Below are 21,635 nucleotides of genomic sequence, written 5' to 3' on the forward strand. Positions count from 1 at the left end.
CCCCAAAGGTTGTTGGTGTCCAATCGTTGGACAGTAGCGAACTCCATCAGGTGTCCAATGGTTGGACAGTAGCGATTACCACCAACTCTGACTGCTGAATCCTGTCCAACCACTGGACAAACTCTGACCGCTGAATCCTGTCCAACCATTGGACAAACTCAATTGCGCAGCAAGGGTGTGCACAAATGCGGAACAAGTTGTCGTAAGTGATTTCTGCCCCAAATTTTGTTGGCTCCTTTTCAATAAGAAAACGGCTGGCTTGATTTATCCTTATCTAAGCTAATGATTCTCTAGAGTTGCTTATCCTGTTTCATACCTGCTTATGGTATTACACAACTTTTGATATAGGAGATGGTGATATGTTGAATATTTCAACATATCACACAGAACCAATACAAAAATTTATGTATATTCAATTGATTACGCGGGTGCGCTTTGGATATGGTTGATGTGATAAGCAGCCAATATCAATATATAAAGCTGTTAAGCCTCATCAGTTGGAGTTAGGAAATAATGATAAAATTAGAAAAAATAGCGATCAGTGGCTTTAAAGGTATTAGCGAGCGAGTAGAAATACCTGCAAAAGATTTCAATGTTATAGTTGGTAAAAACGATGCGGGTAAGTCAACTGTATTGAAAGCCTTAGATCTTTTTATAAATGCAAAGCAATATCAAGCAGAGTATTTAAATAACACAACAGAACAATTTTCAGTAATCGAACTTTACTTCTACCCTAATCACACTCAAATTGTTATTGATGAAAATACTACCACAACTTTTGAAGCCGAAGGTTTAGTTAATAGTGATGGTTACTTACACCTTACAAAAAGATGGGATGGAACCAAATCAGGTAAAATTTCTCCCGAGTATTTTGTGGAAAGGCTCTCATTTGGTGAGCTAGATTTCTTTTCACTTACTGAAGCTAAGCTCATAAAGCTATGCCGAGACAATGGGTTAGAAGCGGAACCAGGTTTAATGACAAACCCAGACACTGGTGAAGCTCACAATAATGCAGAGAAAAGAAATAGACTTCGAGAGTTTTTTATCGCTCGTGGAGATGAGTCTTCATATATCTCAGAGAAGCTACCAACTTCAGGTACATCTCGTCTTAAAAAGACAGAGAGTGCTATTAAGGCATGCTTGCCTAGATTTGAATACTTTGTAGCGGATGCTCCATTATCAGAAAGTGATTCTACTATACAGAAATACTTTAAAGATATGGCGTTTAAAGTAATTCAGGAACAGGTGGATACTGAAGAGCTTGAGGACACGGTTAAAGGGCATTTGCAAACAGTTCTTTCTGCTATCACAAGTAAAATCAATGCTGTAGTCCCTGAAAGTGAACAGGTTCAGGCAAAAGTTGAATTTGATTGGAGCAAGTTAATTACTACCACGTTTGACAGTGATAACGGAAATGGTTCTGTGCCTCTTTCAGCAAGAGGAGACGGCTTCCGAAGAATTACAATGATGGCTTATTTTGAGTATCTCGCTGAGCAGAAATCTAGTGAAATTCAAAATATCATCTTTGGCTTTGAAGAACCTGAAACATTTCTTCACCCTTCTGCGCAAGAAAATCTATTCGAAAAGCTAAATGATATTTCGGTTGCTGGTTATCAAGTTTTCTTAACTACACACTCTCCTGTAATTGTTTCGAAAACTCAAAAATCTGATTTGCATAGGGTTTATAAAGAGGCTGCCTCATACGCATGTGATTCAAATGTAAATGACCACTCTGGTATTGCGAGCGATCTAGGAATAACAATCGACAACCAATTTATTTCATTGTTTGACAATACAAAGTGTTTTCTTCTTGTGGAAGGCATAGACGATTGCGTTGCTTTCGATCATCTAGCTAATACATATAAAAACAATGGAATAATTGAACAAAACTTTGCTGACTTAGGCGTTGTTACTATCCCCGTTGGTGGTTGTGGAAGCATCAAGCATTGGGTAACACTAGACTTGCTGCAAACGTTGAACAAGCCATTCTTCATTTTCTTAGACTCTGATAAAACCTCAGAAGATGAAGCCTCTCCAAATGCTGAAAAATTGGCAGAGTATGGGTTCGTGGAAGGCGAGAACTTTACGGTATCTAAAAAGAGAGAAATAGAAAATTATATGTCTCCAGCTGGTATCGAACGCTTAGTTCCGGGCGCTAATCTAGCTTTCACCGACTGGTGTGACGTTAAGGCATTATCAAAATCTAATGGTTTAGCAGGAGCCTTAGGCGGTAAAAAAATAGCAAGTAAGCTGTTTCCATCTCTAACATTTGAAGAGCTTCGAGAAACCTTCTTCAACGGAGAGGTCGATGAATTTGTAGAGTTACATATGAAAGTATCTACACTTGCAGACTGAGGCTTAACAAAGCGTTTAAGACAGATTCCCAACGAATGGCATTTTTCATTCCATCGTTGGGTTTTGTGTTTACGATGGTATGGTTAGGTTCAGTGGTAGCGTTGCTCACCACTTAACTCGCTAGGGCTCATGGGAGACAATGACAATGAAGATTCCTGTACTATGTCCTTATTGTATGAAAGAGGCTGCAAATCAGACAGTGGACTCTGAATACGCTGTGCTGAGAGATGATTGTACATTTGAGGTTATGTGTGCAAATCAGCACGAATTTATAAGTGTTCTTTCGAATCCTAAATTTGAAGTTTTGTATATGTATGGGTGTAGTGCACTCGATGCGGGATATTTACGTGAAGCGATAAGCTCTTTTTCGGTTTCGATGGAACGTTATTATGAGTTCTTTCTCAAAGTAAAGCACCACGTAGATAGACAAACATTGTGTGGTTTTATGGATAGTTGGAGTCTAATTGCTGCGCAATCAGAGCGTCAGCTTGGTGCTTATGTTTTTGCATACAATAGCTTGCATGGAAAAGCTCCCAAACTACTAAGTAACAGCATGGTAAAGCTCCGTAATAGTGTTGTTCATAAGGGATATATTCCAACTGTGAAAGAGACAGAAAAATTTCAAAATGCAGTCGTCGAAATATTGAAGTCAAATGTGGCTGAATTGCAAGAGCATGTCTATCCAAGTGTTGCTGCAGTTTTGGATGCACAGTATGCAGACGTATCACATGACTCAAAAGTGTCAGCCATGTCAGAGTTGGGGGTTTTATCACCAGATATCATGCGTTTTCTTGGCAAACACGTACATACTGATACTTTGGATGTAAATGAGCCCTAACAAGCAATTTAAGAGTGATTCAGCACGCTTGGTATTTTTGTTTGAGTGAAGTTCTGTGTTTACGGTGGTCAAATTGAGTATCGTGGTTGCGTGCTTTACACCTTAATTTGGCGTTACCTTTCCATACAAAACCTAATCAATAATATTCTAATTTAGTAATATAACTGACTCACTTCTGTCCAAAACTGAGCTTGAGACAACTATCATACCCTGAGCTTTCAGTGGCTCTGTTTTTTCGTTATGTAAGCCATATCTCTTGGTGACAGCGTAATAATGCCATATCTCTCATTTTTAACAATTGTTATCCACACGGTCTAAATTAACGGTTTTTGAAAAAGCCTTTTTGACATTTTGATGAGTTGTCAGATTTTTGATTCCATAAACTTCTGATTATAAACATATTAAATCCTCAACAAGCAGTGTAGCTATCTGGAAGTCTTTCCGGCTTTCTTTGGGCATTTCCGGTTTATTGCCTTCTTTCCCAGTGTCCCTTATCACTATCTAGGTATTTAGCTTTAGCGTTATATACTTTAGTATATAACGGTGTTTTTGCTCGTAGGATCTGAAGATGAAGAGCTGGAAAGCGGCCATCGCCGCTGTTGTTATATCTGTATCGTCTTTTTCAACGGTTGCCGCTGATAAGGTAACTGTCTTTGCCGCGTCGTCATTGACCAATGCGATGAACGATGTGGTGTCTGCTTATCAGCATAAAACCGGCGAGAAACCAACGGTTTCGTATGCGTCTTCATCGGCATTAGCACGTCAGATAGCCCAGGGTGCACCCGCTAATATCTATGTTTCTGCCAATGAAAAATGGATGGATTATCTTTCCGACCAAGGTGTGATCGTGCCGTCAACGAGAAAGCCTCTACTTCACAACAGCTTAGTGATGGTGGCGCCTAATGATTACCCGCAGCAACATTTCACCTTGGATGACTCATTGGATTTCACCAAAGCTTTAGATGGCACACGTTTAGCCGTTGGTGATCCTAACCATGTGCCTGCTGGGATTTACACCAAAGAAGCCTTGGAGAATCTCGGCTTGTGGCAACAAGCTGAGCGTCTGCTTGCAAGAGCTAATAACGTTCGGGGAGCATTGTTGCTTGTTGAAAGGCAGGAGGCCTTACTTGGCGTGGTGTATAAAACTGACGCGCTAATTTCTAAAAAAGTTAAAATCGTCAGTGAGTTCCCTGCCGATAGCCATACCGCGATCAGTTATCCCGTTGCCATGGTTGAAGGGCGACAAAATGAAAGTGCAAAAGCGTTCTATGACTTCCTTAATTCTGACGAAGCCGCGGCCATTTTTTCTGAATACGGTTTTGAGGACGTGAATGTCGAGGACGAGAAGTAGTGCTAACCGAGTATGAAGTCCAAGCTTTACTGCTGAGCTTGAAGATTGCCAGCGTAGCGGTCGTCATTAGCCTACCTTTTGGCGTCATTTGCGCTTGGTTACTGGCTCGCTGTCAGTTTGTGGGTAAGTCACTACTCGATGGTTTGGTACATTTGCCTTTGGTTTTGCCACCCGTAGTCATTGGCTATTTATTGTTGGTGGTGATGGGGCGTCAAGGTGTTGTGGGTAAGGCGCTATATGACTGGTTTGGACTGACATTCAGTTTCAGCTGGCGTGGGGCTGTACTAGCAGTTGCAGTGGTTTCTTTCCCGCTGATGGTGCGCTCAATCCGGTTGGCGCTCGAAAGCGTCGACTACAAGCTTGAGCAGGCTGCCCGCACATTAGGGGCGAGCCCGCTTAAGGTGTTTTTCACTATCACCTTACCGCTGACGTTGCCGGGTGTGTTAACGGGGGCCATTTTGGCGTTTGCCCGCGCGCTGGGTGAATTCGGTGCAACCATTACGTTTGTCTCTAATATTCCCGGCGAAACCCAAACTATTCCCTTGGCGATGTATTCATTTATAGAAACACCTGGCGCTGAAAATCAGGCGGCAAGATTATGTGTGATTGCGATAGTGATTGCGCTTGCATCTATTTTGGCTTCTGAATGGCTGTCTCGCGCAGCAAGACAGCGATTGGAGGCGAGATGATAGAGATTGATGTAAAGCAAAAGCTGGGTGATCTTGATATGGATATCCAGCTTCAGTTACCTATGCAAGGTATTACGGCTATTTTCGGCCGTTCAGGTGCGGGTAAGACGTCATTGATCAACGTGTTGAGCGGACTAGCAACGCCTGATTCAGGCTCTATCTCTCTTGGCCAACATGTTCTTTATAACCAGCAGGCAGGGATCAATTTGCCGCCCGAGAAGCGTCGAATCGGATATGTGTTTCAAGATGCTAGGCTTTTTCCTCACTATACAGTGGCTGGTAATCTAAATTACGGCTGTAAGACGGAAGATGCTGAGCAGCTCCATTCAGTGACTCAGTTGTTGGGGATTGAACATTTACTCAAGCGTTATCCTGCCTCTTTGTCTGGAGGGGAAAAGCAGAGGGTGGCGATTGGCCGGGCATTGCTTTCAAATCCTTCAATGCTGCTGATGGATGAGCCTCTCGCTTCGCTTGATTTGCCTCGAAAGCAGGAACTGATGCCTTATTTAGAGCGATTGGCAAAAGAGGTGAAGATGCCGATTGTCTATGTCACTCACAGTCTCGATGAGATCCTTCGACTCGCTGATCATATGGCGATGATCCACCAAGGTAAGGTGGTGGTGTCAGGGCATATCAATAGTGTTTGGGGCTCGCCGGAGATGAGGCCTTGGTTGCCGGCTAAGGAACAAAGCTCACTGATCAGTGCTCGGGTTAATCATCATCACCCTCATTACGCGCTGACTCAGGTAATGCTCAATCATGATGCTTACCTCTGGGTTAATCGTCTGCAAAGTGTGCGCGGTGAATGGGTAAGGGTGCGTGTGCACTCAAATGATGTGTCACTGACCAAGGTGAGGTCGGAGCAAACCAGTATTCGAAACATACTGGCGGCAAAGGTCGATAAGATTCACCCTGTCGACGAGCAAGAGCGTATCGAAGTACGGTTGAGAGTGGGGGAGGCGCAATTGTGGGCCAATATCACCAAGTGGGCAGCTGATGAGCTAAACCTTTCTGTTGGAGATAAAGTCTTCGCCCAAATTAAAGGTGTTAGTGTGACACAAGAAGATTTAGCTGCGATGTGATTTAGAAATTGAATAAAGTACCAATATATATTGGTACTTTTTTTACTTTTTAAGAGGAAGATCAAGTATATAAAAATTATAAGTAAAACAAACATGACTTTATAATTTTAATTAATTCTACTTACTGACTTGTTTTTCGGGATTAAATATCATGGCTTTGTCAAATATGACACTAAAGCTAGGCATGGCAGTTTGTTTTGACTAACATCAAAGTATCCTTCCTTATAAAACAAATATAGCTCTTAAATTCATGGCTTTATATAAGGCAACCTTGCATTTTTATCGTGTTTTCTTTGTTAATTGTTTGTCAGGTTGAAGCGAATATCAGCGTTGCATATTGAATGATTAAGCGGGGAGTCAGTATAGTATGTTTCGTAAAAAGCGAGTAGCAAATTAAATTATAGTGTTTTCTTAGGCTAAATAAGTACTAGCTTAATGGGTTTATTGTGCCTAATAAAACATACCAAATATAGAAACAAGGTCTGTTATGAAAGTTTTACCCTTATTCGTATTATCATCGTTGTTGTTAGTTGGTTGTGGTTCAGGTGGTTCAAGTTCATCATCTTCATCTGGAACAGATAACTCAGGTAATCCAGTAACCCTGCCTGAAGATGAGGGAAACCTTAACCCTGGTGATGATAACAACACAGGCGGCGGTAATGATAACAATAACGGTGATGATCAGGGAAATACTGACCCAGAGCCAGGTCCAGGTGATACTTTTGCAGAGCAGATGTTGTTCGCTGTGAACCAAGCGCGCTCACAAGAGCAAAACTGTGGTGGTCAAATCATGCCGGCAGTGCCAGCCCTGACATGGGACTATGATTTGGAGTCAGCTGCATTCTCTCATTCAAGTGACATGGCCAACAATAACTTTATGAGCCATACCGGTTCAGATGGCAGTTCGCCACAAGACCGTATTGAAGCAACAGGTTACTCATGGTCAACATGGGCAGAGAATGTTGCTGCCGGACAGAAAGACATAAATGCTGTAATGACGTCGTGGATGAACAGTCCTGGCCACTGTAAAAACATCATGAACGGTAGCGTTACTGAAATGGGCGCGTCATATGTTGAGAACTCTTCAACACAGTACGGTATTTACTGGACTCAAGTTTTTGCTAAGCCTCGTTAATTCAAAAATGAATCTATGATGGAATGCGCTATTAGCTGTCTACATTAATAGTTTTCTAGATTAATAGCCTTCTAGATTAATAGCCGCCTACATTGGCGGCTTTCTATTATTCCGTTTTGTATAAACGAGATTTCTTAAGCTCTACATTGTTAGATTTTTTCTATGTTAAATGGCTTTGTTAAATAGCTTCGATAATAGCAATATTTCCATCACTGAAGTAATGATTGGATTTAGAAAAGGCGACGGGTTCTCCAAGTCTTTTTAATTGGGCCTTCCACCCTAATTTTTTAGCATTTTTCATTAGTGTATCGCGCTCATTATCGATATCAGGATCGATGCCATGCAGTACGGTGATTAAACCTTTGTAATGGGCTAGTTTGAGTCTGTCGTCATAGCTTATGGATGCAAGCCAGATATCTTGATTCGTTTGCAGCGATTTACCTGCAAACCACCATCGAATATGCCTTCGGTTAATCAAATCCCCTTCGATTTGGTAGGCCAGTAATTGCGGTTGCTGATTCCAATACAAATCTGAAATTGGCGGTTGTTGCTCTGCAATTAACTCAAGGTACTGAGATAAATCCAATTTATCGCGGGAAAAGGTTTTATTTTCAACCCAGCCTAACTCTGTCATCAACGCGCTAGGATGAGCCCCATGCAGGATGATATTGATCGGCTGTGCTTTGTAGACAGGCGATAACCCTGGGTAAACAGAGTAATCGAGCTTTTGCAGCGAAACATTTTCCATCGTTGTTGCTTGGTTTGTACCGGCTTGCGCCTTAGAGATCCATTCAATGCTATAGGCTTCACTGTGGAAGAAATGGTAGTAGTTGGCTGTTGTCAGCGCCATTATCCAGCAGCTAGCCATAAGGAACCACTTTCTCCAGCGATAGACCCGGTAAATGATCACAGAGGCAATCAGTGATATCAGGCTGGCGGTAAGTAGCAAACTATGTTCTTGGAAGAATAGCCCGACAGTCTGCCAGCTAGGCAGTACCTCAATCCCTTTGCCGATAAAGAAACCAGCCAGCGTAAATTGACCGACGCCCAGCATTAAACCTATAGAGGAGTAGAGGGTGAAGGTTGTCCAGCGCATGGCATAGCTGCCTGCGAGAAAAGGCATTATCCAAGCAACAGGACCCAATAAACGTGAGGCCGTTACAATCCACGGGCCCTTTTTATGTAGGATCAAACGTGTCTTGGCGATTGGACGTTTGGTTTTACTGAACTTACGCACTAACCAGCGACGCCCCTGCGGGCCGCAACGGCGACCAATGAAGAAACTCAATTGATCGCCGACAAACCCTCCGGCAAGAACGGCTAATAAGCCATATATCGCGCCACTACTAAGCAAATACCCGGCCGCGAGTAAGAATGGCTCACCAGGGAAAAACAGGTTAGGTCCGATCAGGGCATCAAGGAAGCTCCCTCCAAAATACCACCACCAAGCAACGTCATGCATGAATTACTTTGCATCCTTGTAATGATCAAATTGATATTCCATTTCGTTGTTTCGCATTTCCCCTAAGAAGAAACGTCGGACATTGGCTTTGAGGTAAGTAAGGCCCATTTTGACGAAACCATCTTGCTCCAGACGGCGAGGGTCAAACCAAAAGCTCACAGGGATCATGCGGTAGCGCCATGTCTTGGCCGCTCTCTTTGCATAGTCGCAGTCTTCACATAGCACAATGGTCTGATCAAAACCGTCGATCTCATTGTGCGCTCGCTTGGTTGAAAACATGCATGCGCCAACAGCGGTAGGGAAGAAAAAGGACGTTGTAAACAGCCCTGCGTTGAACAGCCCATATCCCAATTTATAGCCAATAGATAAGTCTTTAGCTGCCATATAGGCACCGGCAACTTCTAGTTTGCGGTTATCCAGCTCATAGAGAGCATTGGTCAGGAATGTCGGGCTTAAGCGGACGTCGGCATCAAGGAACAACAAACGTTCGTGCTTGGCTATTTGTGCACCGGTATTTCGGCCTAGGCTAGTACCACGTTCGCCCATCTTGTGGACAGTTAGGTTTGGTAGGGCTTGTTCAAAACCTCTGGCAACCTCGCAGGTATTGTCATCACTGTTGGAATCCACAACGATAACTTCGAACTGCTGGTGGCTTTGCTTGCTGAGATCGTCCAGTAGACGGCCAATTCGTTTCTCTTCATTTAATGCGATGATCACAATGCTTACAGGTGTCATAACTTTCTCCAGTTTTTGTCTTTACTGGGGCTAGTGTGCAAGCCTGTGATTGAATTAATGCTGAGGGCTTAATTCATATTGCATTCATGTTGTTGTAATGGGGTATTTTGGCGATGGTAAAACATGGAGACCTTGTCGAGTAGCCAGTTTGGATCATCAGCCGGAAGATCGTGTCCTGCCTCGGGGTGAATCAACAATGGAATGTACCATTGCTTGGCCAAAGCTTTACTGCATGAGATATCGACCAACGCATCATTATGGCTGCCAATAAGCAAAGTTGTTGCTGTTGGTGATGATTCAAACCGAAAACGGCTGGCCGCATAGAGTTGCCGCATTGTATTCGATATTGATACTGGGTTGGTTTGACGCCATTTAACCCAATTGTCGATGACACTGGGCTGAGATTGCCGTGTGGTCATATCAAATATTAGTGATTCACGTTTTTCATCTGAGATGAAGAAAAATGTCAGGATGTTCTTGTACTGCTGCCACCTAAGTCTTTTATAGAAGGGGGAGTAGTTACTAAGGCTCGAGTTAATCAAGACTGCTGATTTTACTTCCTGCGGGTATTGTCTCATCCATTCCAAAGCAATCATGCCGCCCATAGAGATAGCGATGATATCAACACCGTCAGATGAAGACGGTGTCGGCGTATTATCTGCTTGCAAGCCTGTGGGGGAGGACGACTTATGTTTGGCGAGCTGTTTTTTTAAATCAGCGACCATGGCTGAAATGTTAGTTGGTGACTGCTCAAGAGAACGTGAGCCATTTCCTGCAATGTCTAATGCAATGATTTCACGGTGAGGAAAAGCGCTAGCCAACATGTCGGCAAATTTACCCCAATGACGTGTTTCACGAAGTAGTCCTCTTAGCAACAAAATGGGGCGATGATGAGCATCGTTAGCGGTTTGGTTCATAGTACTGCCGAGTCTGTTTTGAGGCATATTGTGGATACCAGAGTAATTGTGCTTGCTGAGCAAAGTCATCATTTTGATCGCTTTGATACCAGTGTTGATAAGAATAGGTTGCGTTCATCAGAAATTCAGTCAATGTCAAATGAGTACGGAGAACACGTTGAATTCTATGTGGTTTCATAGGATGAAACAGACCTATGCGGTCGAGTAATTGTAATGGGTTTTTCCTTACCCAGCGCCAAGAACCCATTTCTAGCGTGAGTGGGAGAAGGTGTTGCTGACGCTTGTCTGCAATGTCATATAAATAGTCCCACAAATCGCCATGGCAGGTGTAATGCTTGGTTTGGGGTTCAAACAGGTAATTTTGATGGGGAAAAGCATTAAAGAACATTTCCCTCAAATGATATAGAGCACCAATCTGCGAGATGGGTTGAAACTTGCTACGGGCATAGGGAAACCAAAGCCTATCTTTGGTTCCGAAGCCTGAGTGGCAGTCCAATGCTAGAGTGAACGGGCTGGACTCAGTTACTTTTAGTACTTCATTGGTTAATGCTTGTGCTTCGATTTCCATCGCGTTTTGCGCAATGCCTCGATACCAAGGGATATATTTGGATATGCGATGTCCACCGACAAGCCAAGCCGTGGGCTCTGTGCTCTCCACAGGGGCGTTTCTCATCAAATCAACATGATTACCATTAGAGCGGTATCGTTTTGCCATTCCAACAGGATTGAGCAAAGGCATAAAAACAAGTTTTATCCGGCTTAGCTTTTGATGAAGGGACTCATCCCAGTGTAGCCGTTGGCATAAGCTATCCAAGAGGGAGATAACGACTTGGCTGCCAATACGCTCTAAGCCGTGGACGCCGCCGACAAAAAACAAACAAGGTGAGTGTTTATCAATAGCACCTATGCTGATTTTATAGATAGGTAGTGGGATATTTTCGAGGTCGGCGTAGCTAACGACTTCTGTGGAGACATTAACGTGGCTTAGCGTCGGTAGTGAATGATTGATTAATGCTTCAAGCTGCATGAGCTCAGGTAATCTGCGGTATAGGCCTTCTTTGAGCAATGCGCTGCACTCCTTTGCCATACTATATGCGCCAAAGGTTCGATTGGCGATTAAGCATAATACCTATTTGGTATGACAAGCGAATGTCAGTTTAGGCACTGACTACTGGTTGGCAGAAGAAGGAAGCAATCGCTACAAGCTAAGCGGTGAGCATTGTAGCAATTGCGGAGTGCATTAGTGGGATTGACTGTATTTTTTTGCTGACTCTAAATGATACTCTTCAACATCGTGAACCCATTGCGGGCGGTTAATGAATCTTGCGATTAAGAAGCCCGGTAATACAAAGAGAAAAAGCGGTAATGCTTCATTTAAATACGTATTGGCTAGCACCTCTTCATGCGTTATGAAGTTTAAGGCAGCGAGAACACTAAAGATTAAGCCAAGTACTACCAGAATTGCGGAGATCACTAAGCCGATGCCTAATAAATCCCTTAAGTAAAGCCTAGAAGCATTCATATCTATTTCCTCATACAAATGATCGAAAATAAATATACGCTTATTTATGCTTGCTGTTGTGATATTGATCACATATGAGATTCGGTTAAACCATACTTATTAGTTTATTGATATAAGGCAATTTTTGAGCTTTTAGAACGTATAACGAACACCGACCTGATAACTCGTCATTGAATATTTATCAATGGTTGAATATGAAAAATTAGCTTCAATTTTCATACTGTTAGAAACGTTGAACACATTGCCCAATCGGTATTCTCTAAATGTGTCTTTGAGCTGATCGGTGCGGTATGAAGGCTCGAGCAACCATATCTCAAACGGGGTGTAGCGTAACCCTATCTCGCCACTAGCACCTGATTCGCTGTATTCCTTGCTTTTATGCCCAAAGACTTCACCTTGCTCCAGTTCAAAATGGGCGACACCCAGCGTTGTAAAAAGGGCAAGTGAAGGAGTTATAGGTTGATAGAAGCCTACCCCTGCATTTTGATGAGTTAGAGAGAATTGGTTTCGCTTTGATAGTTCGATTTTACCTGTTACATACAATCGGTGAGTGAAATTCCAACTGCCTTTTAAATAGGCTCCTGCCATACTGTCAGCGACCGTCGTACCTTCCTTGTCATGATGAAAATAGTGGGAACTTGTGAACTCATGGCTTAATCCTGTGTACTGGAAACCGCCACTAATATAATCAAACTCGGTCGTTGGTTGTTGTGCGTTTGCGAGTGGGGTAGTAAGGAGAAGTGTAAGAAGTGAAAGTGTACTTAGGTGGCTTTTCATGAGTGTATATGGCAACAAATAGATTCTGACGTCTATCATATACTTATAAAAACAATGTTCAATAAAGTAAATGAACGTTGTTCGTATGAAATTGTAACCGAAATTGTATCCAGAGCTTTAAAGGTATAGCTGACTTACAAAGCCCACTTAAAAGCATTATGGAAAAAGGCTTTGCCATCCGTTTCAATATTATGGCCGTGAGATAAGATGATTCGGTCAAAAGGCCAGGTCAGGATTTCTTGCAGCGATTGCCTTAATCTTGTTTTGTTCTGGAAAGTCCAACGCCAGTAAAGCGGCATAGCAGGGTGTTGATAGCATCCGTTGGCCAATGCCAGAGCCATGGTGAAGATATTGGTTGAAGGGCGGAACCAGGCAAGGGTGTCCCCGACGATCAAGGTATTGGAGAGCGGATCGCAAAAGATCACTTCCTCCATACGGTCGCTCCCTCTCAATAACGTTTGATATAACTGGTGCTGCCAGATTTGAGGGCTATGAGCACTGAGAGCGTCGTCAAAGGCGAGGTCTGTCCGTTTGTTCTGAAGCCCTGGTGGTGCGAAAAAATACGCTTCAGGGTAAGCGAGCCACCATTCAGACAAAAACAAATGGTGGTTCATGTTCGGTGTCACAATCGCTTGAATTGCACCGAGTTGGCTAAGTTCTAGTTGAAGTGCTGTGGTTAATTGGATAGGGGAGTGGATCAGCAGTTTGTCGTTCTCAAGCTTTACCACCGTCATCCTTGCACCAACAGGAATGCCATTCAGCTTGAATGGCATATCCCGAGTCCAGAGCCGATCCTTGCTCCATTCTTCCATTGTGGTCATCCTTAACCAGTTGTTCGGGGGCTTAGAAGCCCATTAACTTCAATAAATTTTCTGCTGTTTCAATGGCCTGCTGTCGGTTTGCGATATTGAGCTTTTGATATAGATTGCGAATGTGAGTTTTGATGGTCGTTGAGGCGACATCAAGCTCAGAGGCAATCTGCTCGTTGCTGTATCCGGTGTAGATCAATCCCAGTACCTGCCATTCACGTTGAGTAAGCGGGCTGGTACGGATGAGTTCAGGGACGTCTGGTAGGTTAAGCAGCTTCTCGACAAAGTTTTCATCAAAATGAACCGAACGGTTACGCTCTTTACTTGTCATTTCCCGCAACAATTGACGGGCGCGATGAAGCTCTAACTCATTTAGCGCTTTGGTATCGACCAACTCTTGGATCAGATCACAAATCTGGCTACCGTCACAAAGGAAGATACCAACCATGCCTGTACTATTGGTTAATTCAAGCGCTTGCTTCATTTGGGCTAGGGCTAAATCTCTACGCCCCTGGCGCTTACTTAGTACTGCTTGTACCACAAGGTTACGGTTCTTGTCTGTGATCAGATTGTGTTTATCGCAGCTCTCATCGAGCATATTGAAGATACTTTCAGCTCGCTCATACTCGCCAATGTTCACGCATGCACGACCAATATTTCGCCATTGAAGTTGCTGGAAATGGTTACAAGCCGCTTCAGGTTGTTCTGCATGGATTAACCACTGCTGGATGCTGTCCATGTCACCAGTTATTTGCCAGTAAAGCAAATTGGCCAGATCGGTGTTAGCACGCCAGTCGATATGGTAGATCGAACGGCTCATTAGGCTGTTGCACAGGTCAAGATAACGGCTTGCTTTGTCTTGCTCACCACGAGTAATCGCTATACGGGCCAGCATTGAATAAGCATGGAGTGATTTGGTCTCGTCATACGGTGCCAGGACTTCCAAACTTTTCAGGGCCGACTCTTCGGCTTCCTCTAAGCGGTTCCAACACCATAGGATCTGCGCGCGAAGGCGTAGCAGGAACTCGTGCAAAGGTACTTGCTGTAAGTGTTGCTCTTTGACCAGCTTGAAAGCCTGTTCAAGCAGTTCATAAGCATTCTGTACATAGCCCTGTGCCAGTAAAATTTCGGCTTGTTGAAGCAGTGCCCATAATGCCTGGTGATAGACATGGTACTGGCGCGCCATCTTTTCCGTTTGCTGCATCATAGGTAGCGCACGGCTCAGATTACCCAAGCAGTGGTGGACTTCACCGACTACAGATGTTGCAACAATTCGGCTACGGTAGGTCGTCGATGGAAGTTGTCCCAACGCTTGTTCCGACAGAATCAACGCATCGTCTGGCTTTCCTTGGTTGATTGCCACTTGAGCACGCAGGGCATTGAATTCACCTTGCAGGGCATCATTAAGTTCTATATCACGCTTTGCAAACTCGGTCTCGGTCTCCGCAATCATGTCACCTACATCGTTATACAGGTGCTGACTTTGCAGCAGCCACATGTGAAGTAGGTTCAGACGAGGCTGGCTGTAGAGCTCTTCGGCATCAATTTGATCCAAGGCATCTTGCAATAGCTTCATTTCGCCATGATGGAACATTTCCCAACCGAAATCACACAGGATATTGATCACCAGTGCTGTATCTTCGCACTTTTGCGCATGGAGCAGGGCTTGTTGCGGTGAATTTTGCTTCAGCCATGCCTTAGCTGCTAAGGCGTGTAATTCAGCCCTCTGCTGCGGGATCTGGGAGTAGCGCTGGTGGCGTAGAAACTCGGCAAAAAGGTTGTGGAAGCGGTACCAGTTACTGTCACCTTCGAGGGTATTGAGGAACAAGCCAAAACGGTTGAGTGACTCAAGTACTGCCAACGCGTCACTACGCCCTGTTAGGTCAGTCACCAATTGCGCATTGAACATATCCAATACCGAGCACTGCAATAGGAATTGCTGAGTTTCAGCGTCAAGCAGGTCAAACACTTCTTCTGCCAGGTAATCCCACAAGTGACCACGGTTGAAGTTAGCCATGGATTCAGCAGACTCAACCAGGTTGTGTGGTTTTTGCTGGGCGTGCAAAGCGATCAACTGTAGGGCTGAAGGCCAGCCTTCCACTTGATGGTGCAGTGTTCTTAGTACGTTTTCTTCGATGTTGTCACCGATACGCTTGTCGAAAAAGCGAGTGGTTTCTTCTTCATCAAAGGCCAGCAGATCATTATCAACTTCAATCAGCAAATCACGAATGCGGAGGTTCGCGGTACCAAGAGGAGGTAATGTCCGGCTGGTAACTACCAGTGTCAGGTTGTCTGGCATATGCTTAAGGAAGAAACGCAGACCATCATGAATATCATCGTTGTTGATGAGGTGGTAGTCATCTAGGACAACGTAGGTCTGCTCATGGTAATCAGCTAATTCGCCAAACAGTTCACTGAAAAGAGTAGACAGGCAAGCAAACTGACGTCGCTCAGCCATGGCTTGGGTTTTCAAGCAGGCGTTATTCGTCGCTTTGTTGATGGTTTGCAGTAAGTAATTGGCAAAGCGGAAGGTGTCATTGTCATTCTCGTCAATGTTGAACCAACCAGTATGCGGGTGCTCATTCAACCATTGGGCTGCCATGGTCGTTTTGCCATAGCCCGCAGGTGATCGAAACAGCACAAGACGATAAAACGGGGCCTGCTCTAGCGTTTCCAGCAAACGGGGACGCAGAATTGCATTATGAAGGCGTGCCGGACGAGTTAATTTAGATGGTATCCACATAGTCTTGCTATCTTATTGTAAGGTTTCAGTTCCATTGTTGCTCAGGAGCGTTGCTCTGAATGAATTATGTTATCTGAGCATTTATGCCATGTAATCCTGATTATCATTTCAAAAAATTGCAGTGAGGCATTTGATCTAGATGATAACTTTGACAGCGCATTAGGTTGAATTCAGCAAAAGATGTCAACTCATCCCTATATTTATGACACGGTTCACATATCTCTGATTTTTCACCATCTTGTATCTGTCTAATTGCACATGAAAAGGTAGTCTGTATTTGTGACTTTAAATGCATATGGATGGGCGTTTAAGTCTTTCTACACCCCAGAATTTTGCATTGTGTCACAGAAAGTGGGGGAGATTCATAACTACGCCCCTCCCACTCATCCCTACTCCTCCCCAGTTCGGGAGGATGTTAGCGCTGATAAATACAGGCAATATTGTCAGCAGTTGGAAATAATCCTAGAGCGAGATTGAACCATGCCTAAGAATGGTCAGACACAACAATTTGATAAAGCTGCTTTCCAAGCAGCAGTAGAAAAACACCTAACAACAACTTACGCATCTACAGCAGAAACAGCGACTGCACGCAGTTGGTATCTGGCAATGGGTAAAGCGCTGGCAGAAATCAGCACTGGTAACCTATTGGCCACTGAAAAGAATCTTGCTGAGCAGAAAGCTCGCAGTGTTAACTACCTTTCACTGGAATTTCTGATCGGCCGCCTAACAGGCAACAACCTAATCAGCATGGGTCTATACGAAAACGTTGCTGACGCAATGGAAGAGATGGGCCAAAACCTAACAGATCTACTAGAAGAAGAGCGTGACCCTGCACTGGGTAACGGTGGTCTAGGTCGTCTAGCGGCTTGTTTTATGGACTCACTAGCCGCTCAGGAATACCCTGCAGTAGGTTACGGCCTACATTATGAGTACGGTCTGTTCCGTCAGTCTTTTGTAGACGGTCGTCAGGTTGAAGCTCCAGATGCTTGGCGTGGTCTTGAAGGCTACCCATGGGAAGTTCTACGTCCAGAACTAACCCAAGAAGTTAGCCTATACGGTCATGTTGAATCTTACACTGATGAAAACGGTGTTGAGTGCCGTCGCTGGGTTCCGGCTATGTCTGTTGAAGGTGTGGCTTGGGACCTACCAATCGTCGGTTACGACAACAAGAGTGTTTACCCTCTTCGCCTATGGGAATGTCGTTCGAACGCGCCATTCAGCCTAGCGCGCTTCAACGACGGTGACTACGTAGGTGCACAGTACTCTGCACTAGAAGCTGGTAACGTGACTAAGGTACTTTACCCGAACGATAACCACGACCAAGGTAAAGCACTACGCCTAATGCAGCAGTACTTCCACTGTGCATGTTCGGTTGCAGACATCCTACGTCGCCACGAAGCTGCGGGTAACTCAATCGAATCACTATCTGAGTTAGAAACTATCCAGCTAAACGATACCCACCCAACTATCGCTATCCCTGAGCTAATGCGCATCCTTCTTGATGAGTACAAGCTAGGTTGGGAAAAGGCGTGGGAAATCTCTTCGAAGACTTTTGCTTACACAAACCACACATTGCTACCAGAAGCACTGGAAACGTGGAGTGAAGCATTGATCCAGCAGATGCTGCCGCGTCACATGGAGATCATCTTCGAGATCAACCACCGTTTCATGAAGCTGGTTGAGCAAACTTGGCCGGGCAACAACGAAGTGAAGCGTAAGCTTTCAATCATCCAAGAAGGTCCACAGCGCATGGTGCGCATGGCGAACCTTTGTGTTGTCAGCACTTACGCAGTAAACGGTGTAGCGGCGCTTCACTCTGAATTGGTTAAGCGTGACCTATTCCCAGAGTTCAACGAGCTATTCCCAGGTCGCTTGACTAACGTGACTAACGGTGTAACGCCACGTCGTTGGATCAAATACTGTAACCCTGGCCTTTCTGCGCTGATCAGCGAGAAAGTGGGTGATGACTGGCCTGCGAACCTTGAGAAAATTGCCGGTCTAGAGAAGTTCGCTGACGATGAAGCCTTCCAGAAGCGCTACATGGCAGTGAAGAAAGAAAACAAACAGCGCCTGGCTAATTGGGTAGAAGAAAACATGGGTATCGAGCTGGATACTGATGCTATCTTCGATATTCAAATCAAGCGCCTGCACGAGTACAAGCGTCAGCACCTGAACTTGCTGAACATTCTGGCGCTATACCACCGCCTATTGAATGACCCAACATTTGATATGCACCCACGTGTGTTCTTCTTTGGTGCGAAAGCAGCACCGGGTTACGCACTGGCGAAAGACATCATCTTTGCCATCAACAAAGTGGCTGAGAAAGTGAACAACGACCCACGTCTTGGCGGCAAGCTGAAAGTGGTATTCATTCCTGACTACCGCGTAAGCCTGGCTGAAATCCTGTTCCCAGCGGCTGATGTGTCTGAGCAGATTTCAACTGCCGGTAAAGAAGCATCAGGTACAGGTAACATGAAGTTCGCCATGAACGGTGCACTGACTATCGGTACGATGGACGGCGCAAACGTAGAGATGCGCGAAGAAGTGGGCGACGAAAACATCTTCATCTTCGGCCTACTGGTTGATGAAGTACAGAAACTGAAGCAGGAGGGTTACGACCCTTACCGTTACTACCATGCTGATAGCCTTCTACGCGCAGCACTGGATTTGTTAGAGACCGATGAGTTCACACCAGGCAACCCTGGCCAGTTGGCGGCAATTCGCCACAACCTGCTGGACGGTGGTGACCCTTACCTGGTACTGGCTGACTTTGCCGATTACGTGAAGACGCAAGAGAAAATCGATGCGGAATACCGTGACCAGAAGACATGGGCTCGCAAGGCCATTCTGAATACGGCACTGATGAGCAAATTCAGCTCAGACCGTAGTATTCGAGACTACGCTAACAATATCTGGAAACTAGAGCCGGTTTCACTATAACTGCTCTAGGCTGCAAAAAAAGTACGAATTGATATCAGCAAAACTTTAAACATCGTAGCGGCCGCAAGGCCGCTAACGGAGAGAACGATGAAAGACGATCAAGTATTAAAACAAGTCGCAGACATGGTCGGCATTGCCGATAACTATGTCAGTGCTTGGGGGGATGAGGCGCGAGTCGACAGCGATACAATCCGTCGCCTGTTGGCAGCGCTAGGTTACGACACCAAAAGTGATGAAGCTTTGCTGGAATCGGCAAACAAGAAGCTACGCCCTGATGTGCTAGCACCGGTGAAGGTGGTTCGCAGTGGTGAGCCAATGCACATTGAAATGCATTTGGGCCAAAGCGCACGTATCAGTGACTTCAGCTGGCGCTTGGAAACCGAGCAGGGTGATGTGCTGGAAGGCTGGCTACAGTCTCAGCTTGTTTCTGACGAGCGTGCAGACGGTGGTACGTTGGTTTTCGCTTTGCCGGATGATCTTGAGTGGGGTTACCACAAGCTTGAGGTGTTCCGTAAGCGTCGTAAATCTCCTTTTGAAATGACTTTGATCGTGACGCCAACTTCTTGTTTCAAGCAGGAAGACTTGCTGAACAACAAGAAGCTTTGGGGTACCAGCGTTCAGCTGTACTCAATTCGTACTAACCACAACTGGGGTATTGGTGACTTCGGCGATCTGAAACAATTGGTTGCTGACGTTGCTGCCCGTGGTGGTGACTTTGTGGGTTTGAACCCAATTCACTCATTATTCCCAGCTAACCCTGAAGGTGCGAGCCCATACAGCCCATCTTCACGTCGTTGGCTGAACCTGATGTACATTGATGTTAGCTCAGTGACTGAGTTTGCCCAGTGTGATGAAGCCCAGCAGCTTGTCGGTAGCCCAGAGTTCCAGCAACGCCTAAACGAAGCGCGTAATGCGAACTGGGTGAACTACAGTGAAGTGTCTTGTCTGAAAATGGCTGTTCTGCCTCTGTTGTTCAAAACGTTCAGTGAGCGCCATCTTGAGAAAAATACTGCGCGTGCACAGAAGTTCCTACAGTTTGTTGAAGACGGTGGTGAGAGCTTGCTTCACCAAGCGGCATTCGATGCACTACATGCTGAGCTGAAGAAAGAAGACGATAACACTTGGGGTTGGCCTGTGTTCCCTGAGCAGTACCGCCACTTCGATAATGCGGCTGTACAGACGTTTATCAAGAAAAACTACTCGCAAGTACAGCTATTCATGTACCTGCAATGGCTGGCTGATACCCAGTTGGCTGAGGTGAATGAACTAGCTGAAGAGAAGGGCATGACCATTGGTCTGTACCGTGACCTTGCAGTAGGTGTTTGTGATTCGGGCTCAGAGACGTGGGCTGATCACGGCGCATTGTGTCAGGATGTCAGTGTGGGCGCGCCGCCAGATATCCTTGGTCCACTAGGCCAGAACTGGGGTCTTCCTCCGCTAAACCCTGAAGTACTTAAAGAGCGTTCATACGAACCGTTTGTCCAGCTTCTTCGCGCCAATATGCGCAGCTGTGGCGCATTGCGTATTGACCACGTTCTTGGTCTGCTTCGCCTATGGTGGATTCCGAAAGGTGAGTCGGCGCAAAACGGTGCTTACATGTACTACCCGGTTGAAGACATGATGTCGATTCTGGCGCTTGAGAGTCATCGTTACCAGTGTACAGTTATCGGTGAAGACTTGGGTACAGTACCTGATGAAATCGTTGATAAGCTTGCGACAGCCGGTATTCACTCATACAAAGTGTTCTTCTTCGAAACAGCTGAAGACGGTGGTTTCTATTCACCGAAACACTATGCTGACCAGTCAATGTCTGCACTGTGTACGCACGATATGCCGACACTACGTGGCTTCTGGCATTGCGATGACCTTAAGATGGGTGAAGAGCTTGGCTTGTACCCGAACAAGGAACAATTGGCAGGTTTGTTCGATAGTCGTGCCGAAAGCAAACAAAAAATCCTTGATAGTTTAGCTTGGCATGGTTATCTTCCTGAAGGGGTTGGGCATGATGCTGCATATGTGCCGATGGATCAGCACTTAAGTGAAGCCATGCAACTCCACCTAGCTGCCGGCTCTAGTGCTTTGTTGAGCCTACAGTTGGAAGACTGGCTAGAAATGGACAAGCCGGTCAACATTCCGGGTACCGTTGATGAATACCCGAACTGGCGTCGTAAGCTATCGACCACTTTGGATGATATCTTCACCCGCCAGAATATTGTTGACTTGACTCGTCGTTTAACCGAAACACGAGCAGAAGCATCAAACAATAAGTAATATCAGGAG

Annotated in this window: 16 protein-coding genes; 8 read left to right on the forward strand and 8 right to left on the reverse strand. The window is 45.1% G+C overall.

What is annotated here, in order from left to right:
* The first annotated feature begins 513 nt into the window (after nt 1-513).
* The 6 genes from ACXAD4_RS27310 to ACXAD4_RS27335 all read left to right on the forward strand — a co-directional run bounded on the left by ACXAD4_RS27310 (nt 514) and on the right by ACXAD4_RS27335 (nt 7,450).
* The gene (locus tag ACXAD4_RS27310) at nt 514-2,355 is read left to right on the forward strand and encodes an ATP-dependent nuclease (RefSeq protein WP_475245195.1); all 1,842 of its coding nucleotides are present in this window, start codon (nt 514-516) and stop codon (nt 2,353-2,355) included.
* 145 nt (nt 2,356-2,500) lie between these two features.
* On the forward strand, nt 2,501-3,193 hold the full coding sequence (locus ACXAD4_RS27315) for a hypothetical protein (RefSeq protein WP_475245197.1): 693 nt from the start codon (nt 2,501-2,503) through the stop codon (nt 3,191-3,193).
* A 568-nt stretch (nt 3,194-3,761) separates the two neighbouring features.
* Nucleotides 3,762-4,544 carry a molybdate ABC transporter substrate-binding protein gene (modA, locus tag ACXAD4_RS27320; protein WP_475245198.1) on the forward strand — a complete coding sequence of 261 codons (783 nt, stop codon included), beginning with the start codon at nt 3,762-3,764 and terminating at the stop codon, nt 4,542-4,544.
* Nucleotides 4,544-5,233 (forward strand): molybdate ABC transporter permease subunit, encoded by a 690-nt coding sequence (modB, locus tag ACXAD4_RS27325; protein WP_475245199.1) that lies wholly within the window; start codon nt 4,544-4,546, stop codon nt 5,231-5,233. Before modA ends, modB begins: the two co-directional genes overlap by 1 nt.
* Entirely contained in the window at nt 5,230-6,315 is a 1,086-nt protein-coding gene (modC, locus tag ACXAD4_RS27330) for a molybdenum ABC transporter ATP-binding protein ModC (protein ID WP_475245201.1), read from the forward strand. Before modB ends, modC begins: the two co-directional genes overlap by 4 nt.
* Nucleotides 6,316-6,802: 487 nt before the next feature.
* On the forward strand, nt 6,803-7,450 hold the full coding sequence (locus ACXAD4_RS27335) for a CAP domain-containing protein (RefSeq protein ID WP_475245202.1): 648 nt from the start codon (nt 6,803-6,805) through the stop codon (nt 7,448-7,450).
* A 178-nt stretch (nt 7,451-7,628) separates the two neighbouring features.
* Here ACXAD4_RS27335 and ACXAD4_RS27340 read toward each other — a convergent pair whose 3' ends face one another.
* The 8 genes from ACXAD4_RS27340 to malT form a co-directional block, all read right to left on the reverse strand.
* On the reverse strand, nt 7,629-8,912 hold the full coding sequence (locus tag ACXAD4_RS27340; protein ID WP_475245204.1) for an LssY C-terminal domain-containing protein: 1,284 nt from the start codon (nt 8,910-8,912) through the stop codon (nt 7,629-7,631).
* A 3-nt stretch (nt 8,913-8,915) separates the two neighbouring features.
* Nucleotides 8,916-9,647, reverse strand: a complete 732-nt coding sequence (locus tag ACXAD4_RS27345; protein WP_475245205.1) for a glycosyltransferase — start codon at nt 9,645-9,647, stop codon at nt 8,916-8,918.
* A gap of 68 nt (nt 9,648-9,715) precedes the next feature.
* Entirely contained in the window at nt 9,716-10,564 is an 849-nt protein-coding gene (locus tag ACXAD4_RS27350; RefSeq protein WP_475245207.1) for an alpha/beta fold hydrolase, read from the reverse strand.
* Nucleotides 10,548-11,630, reverse strand: coding sequence for a M14 family zinc carboxypeptidase (locus tag ACXAD4_RS27355; RefSeq protein ID WP_475245208.1), 1,083 nt, complete (start codon nt 11,628-11,630; stop codon nt 10,548-10,550). Before ACXAD4_RS27355 ends, ACXAD4_RS27350 begins: the two co-directional genes overlap by 17 nt.
* 174 nt (nt 11,631-11,804) lie before the next feature.
* Nucleotides 11,805-12,086 (reverse strand): D-fructose-6-phosphate amidotransferase, encoded by a 282-nt coding sequence (locus ACXAD4_RS27360; RefSeq protein WP_475245209.1) that lies wholly within the window; start codon nt 12,084-12,086, stop codon nt 11,805-11,807.
* 132 nt (nt 12,087-12,218) lie between these two features.
* Nucleotides 12,219-12,863 (reverse strand): hypothetical protein, encoded by a 645-nt coding sequence (locus tag ACXAD4_RS27365; protein ID WP_475245210.1) that lies wholly within the window; start codon nt 12,861-12,863, stop codon nt 12,219-12,221.
* 134 nt (nt 12,864-12,997) lie between these two features.
* The gene (locus ACXAD4_RS27370; RefSeq protein ID WP_475245211.1) at nt 12,998-13,675 is read right to left on the reverse strand and encodes a DUF4336 domain-containing protein; all 678 of its coding nucleotides are present in this window, start codon (nt 13,673-13,675) and stop codon (nt 12,998-13,000) included.
* A 31-nt stretch (nt 13,676-13,706) separates the two neighbouring features.
* Nucleotides 13,707-16,415 carry an HTH-type transcriptional regulator MalT gene (gene malT / locus ACXAD4_RS27375; protein ID WP_475245212.1) on the reverse strand — a complete coding sequence of 903 codons (2,709 nt, stop codon included), beginning with the start codon at nt 16,413-16,415 and terminating at the stop codon, nt 13,707-13,709.
* Nucleotides 16,416-16,895: 480 nt separating this feature from the next.
* Between malT and ACXAD4_RS27380 the strand changes: the two genes are divergently transcribed.
* On the forward strand, nt 16,896-19,355 hold the full coding sequence (locus tag ACXAD4_RS27380; protein ID WP_475245213.1) for a glycogen/starch/alpha-glucan phosphorylase: 2,460 nt from the start codon (nt 16,896-16,898) through the stop codon (nt 19,353-19,355).
* A gap of 87 nt (nt 19,356-19,442) precedes the next feature.
* Nucleotides 19,443-21,626 (forward strand): 4-alpha-glucanotransferase, encoded by a 2,184-nt coding sequence (gene malQ, locus ACXAD4_RS27385; RefSeq protein ID WP_475245214.1) that lies wholly within the window; start codon nt 19,443-19,445, stop codon nt 21,624-21,626.
* The last annotated feature ends 9 nt before the right edge of the window (nt 21,627-21,635 follow it).

The sequence above is a fragment of the Photobacterium sp. AWH4_225 genome (genome assembly GCF_056158405.1).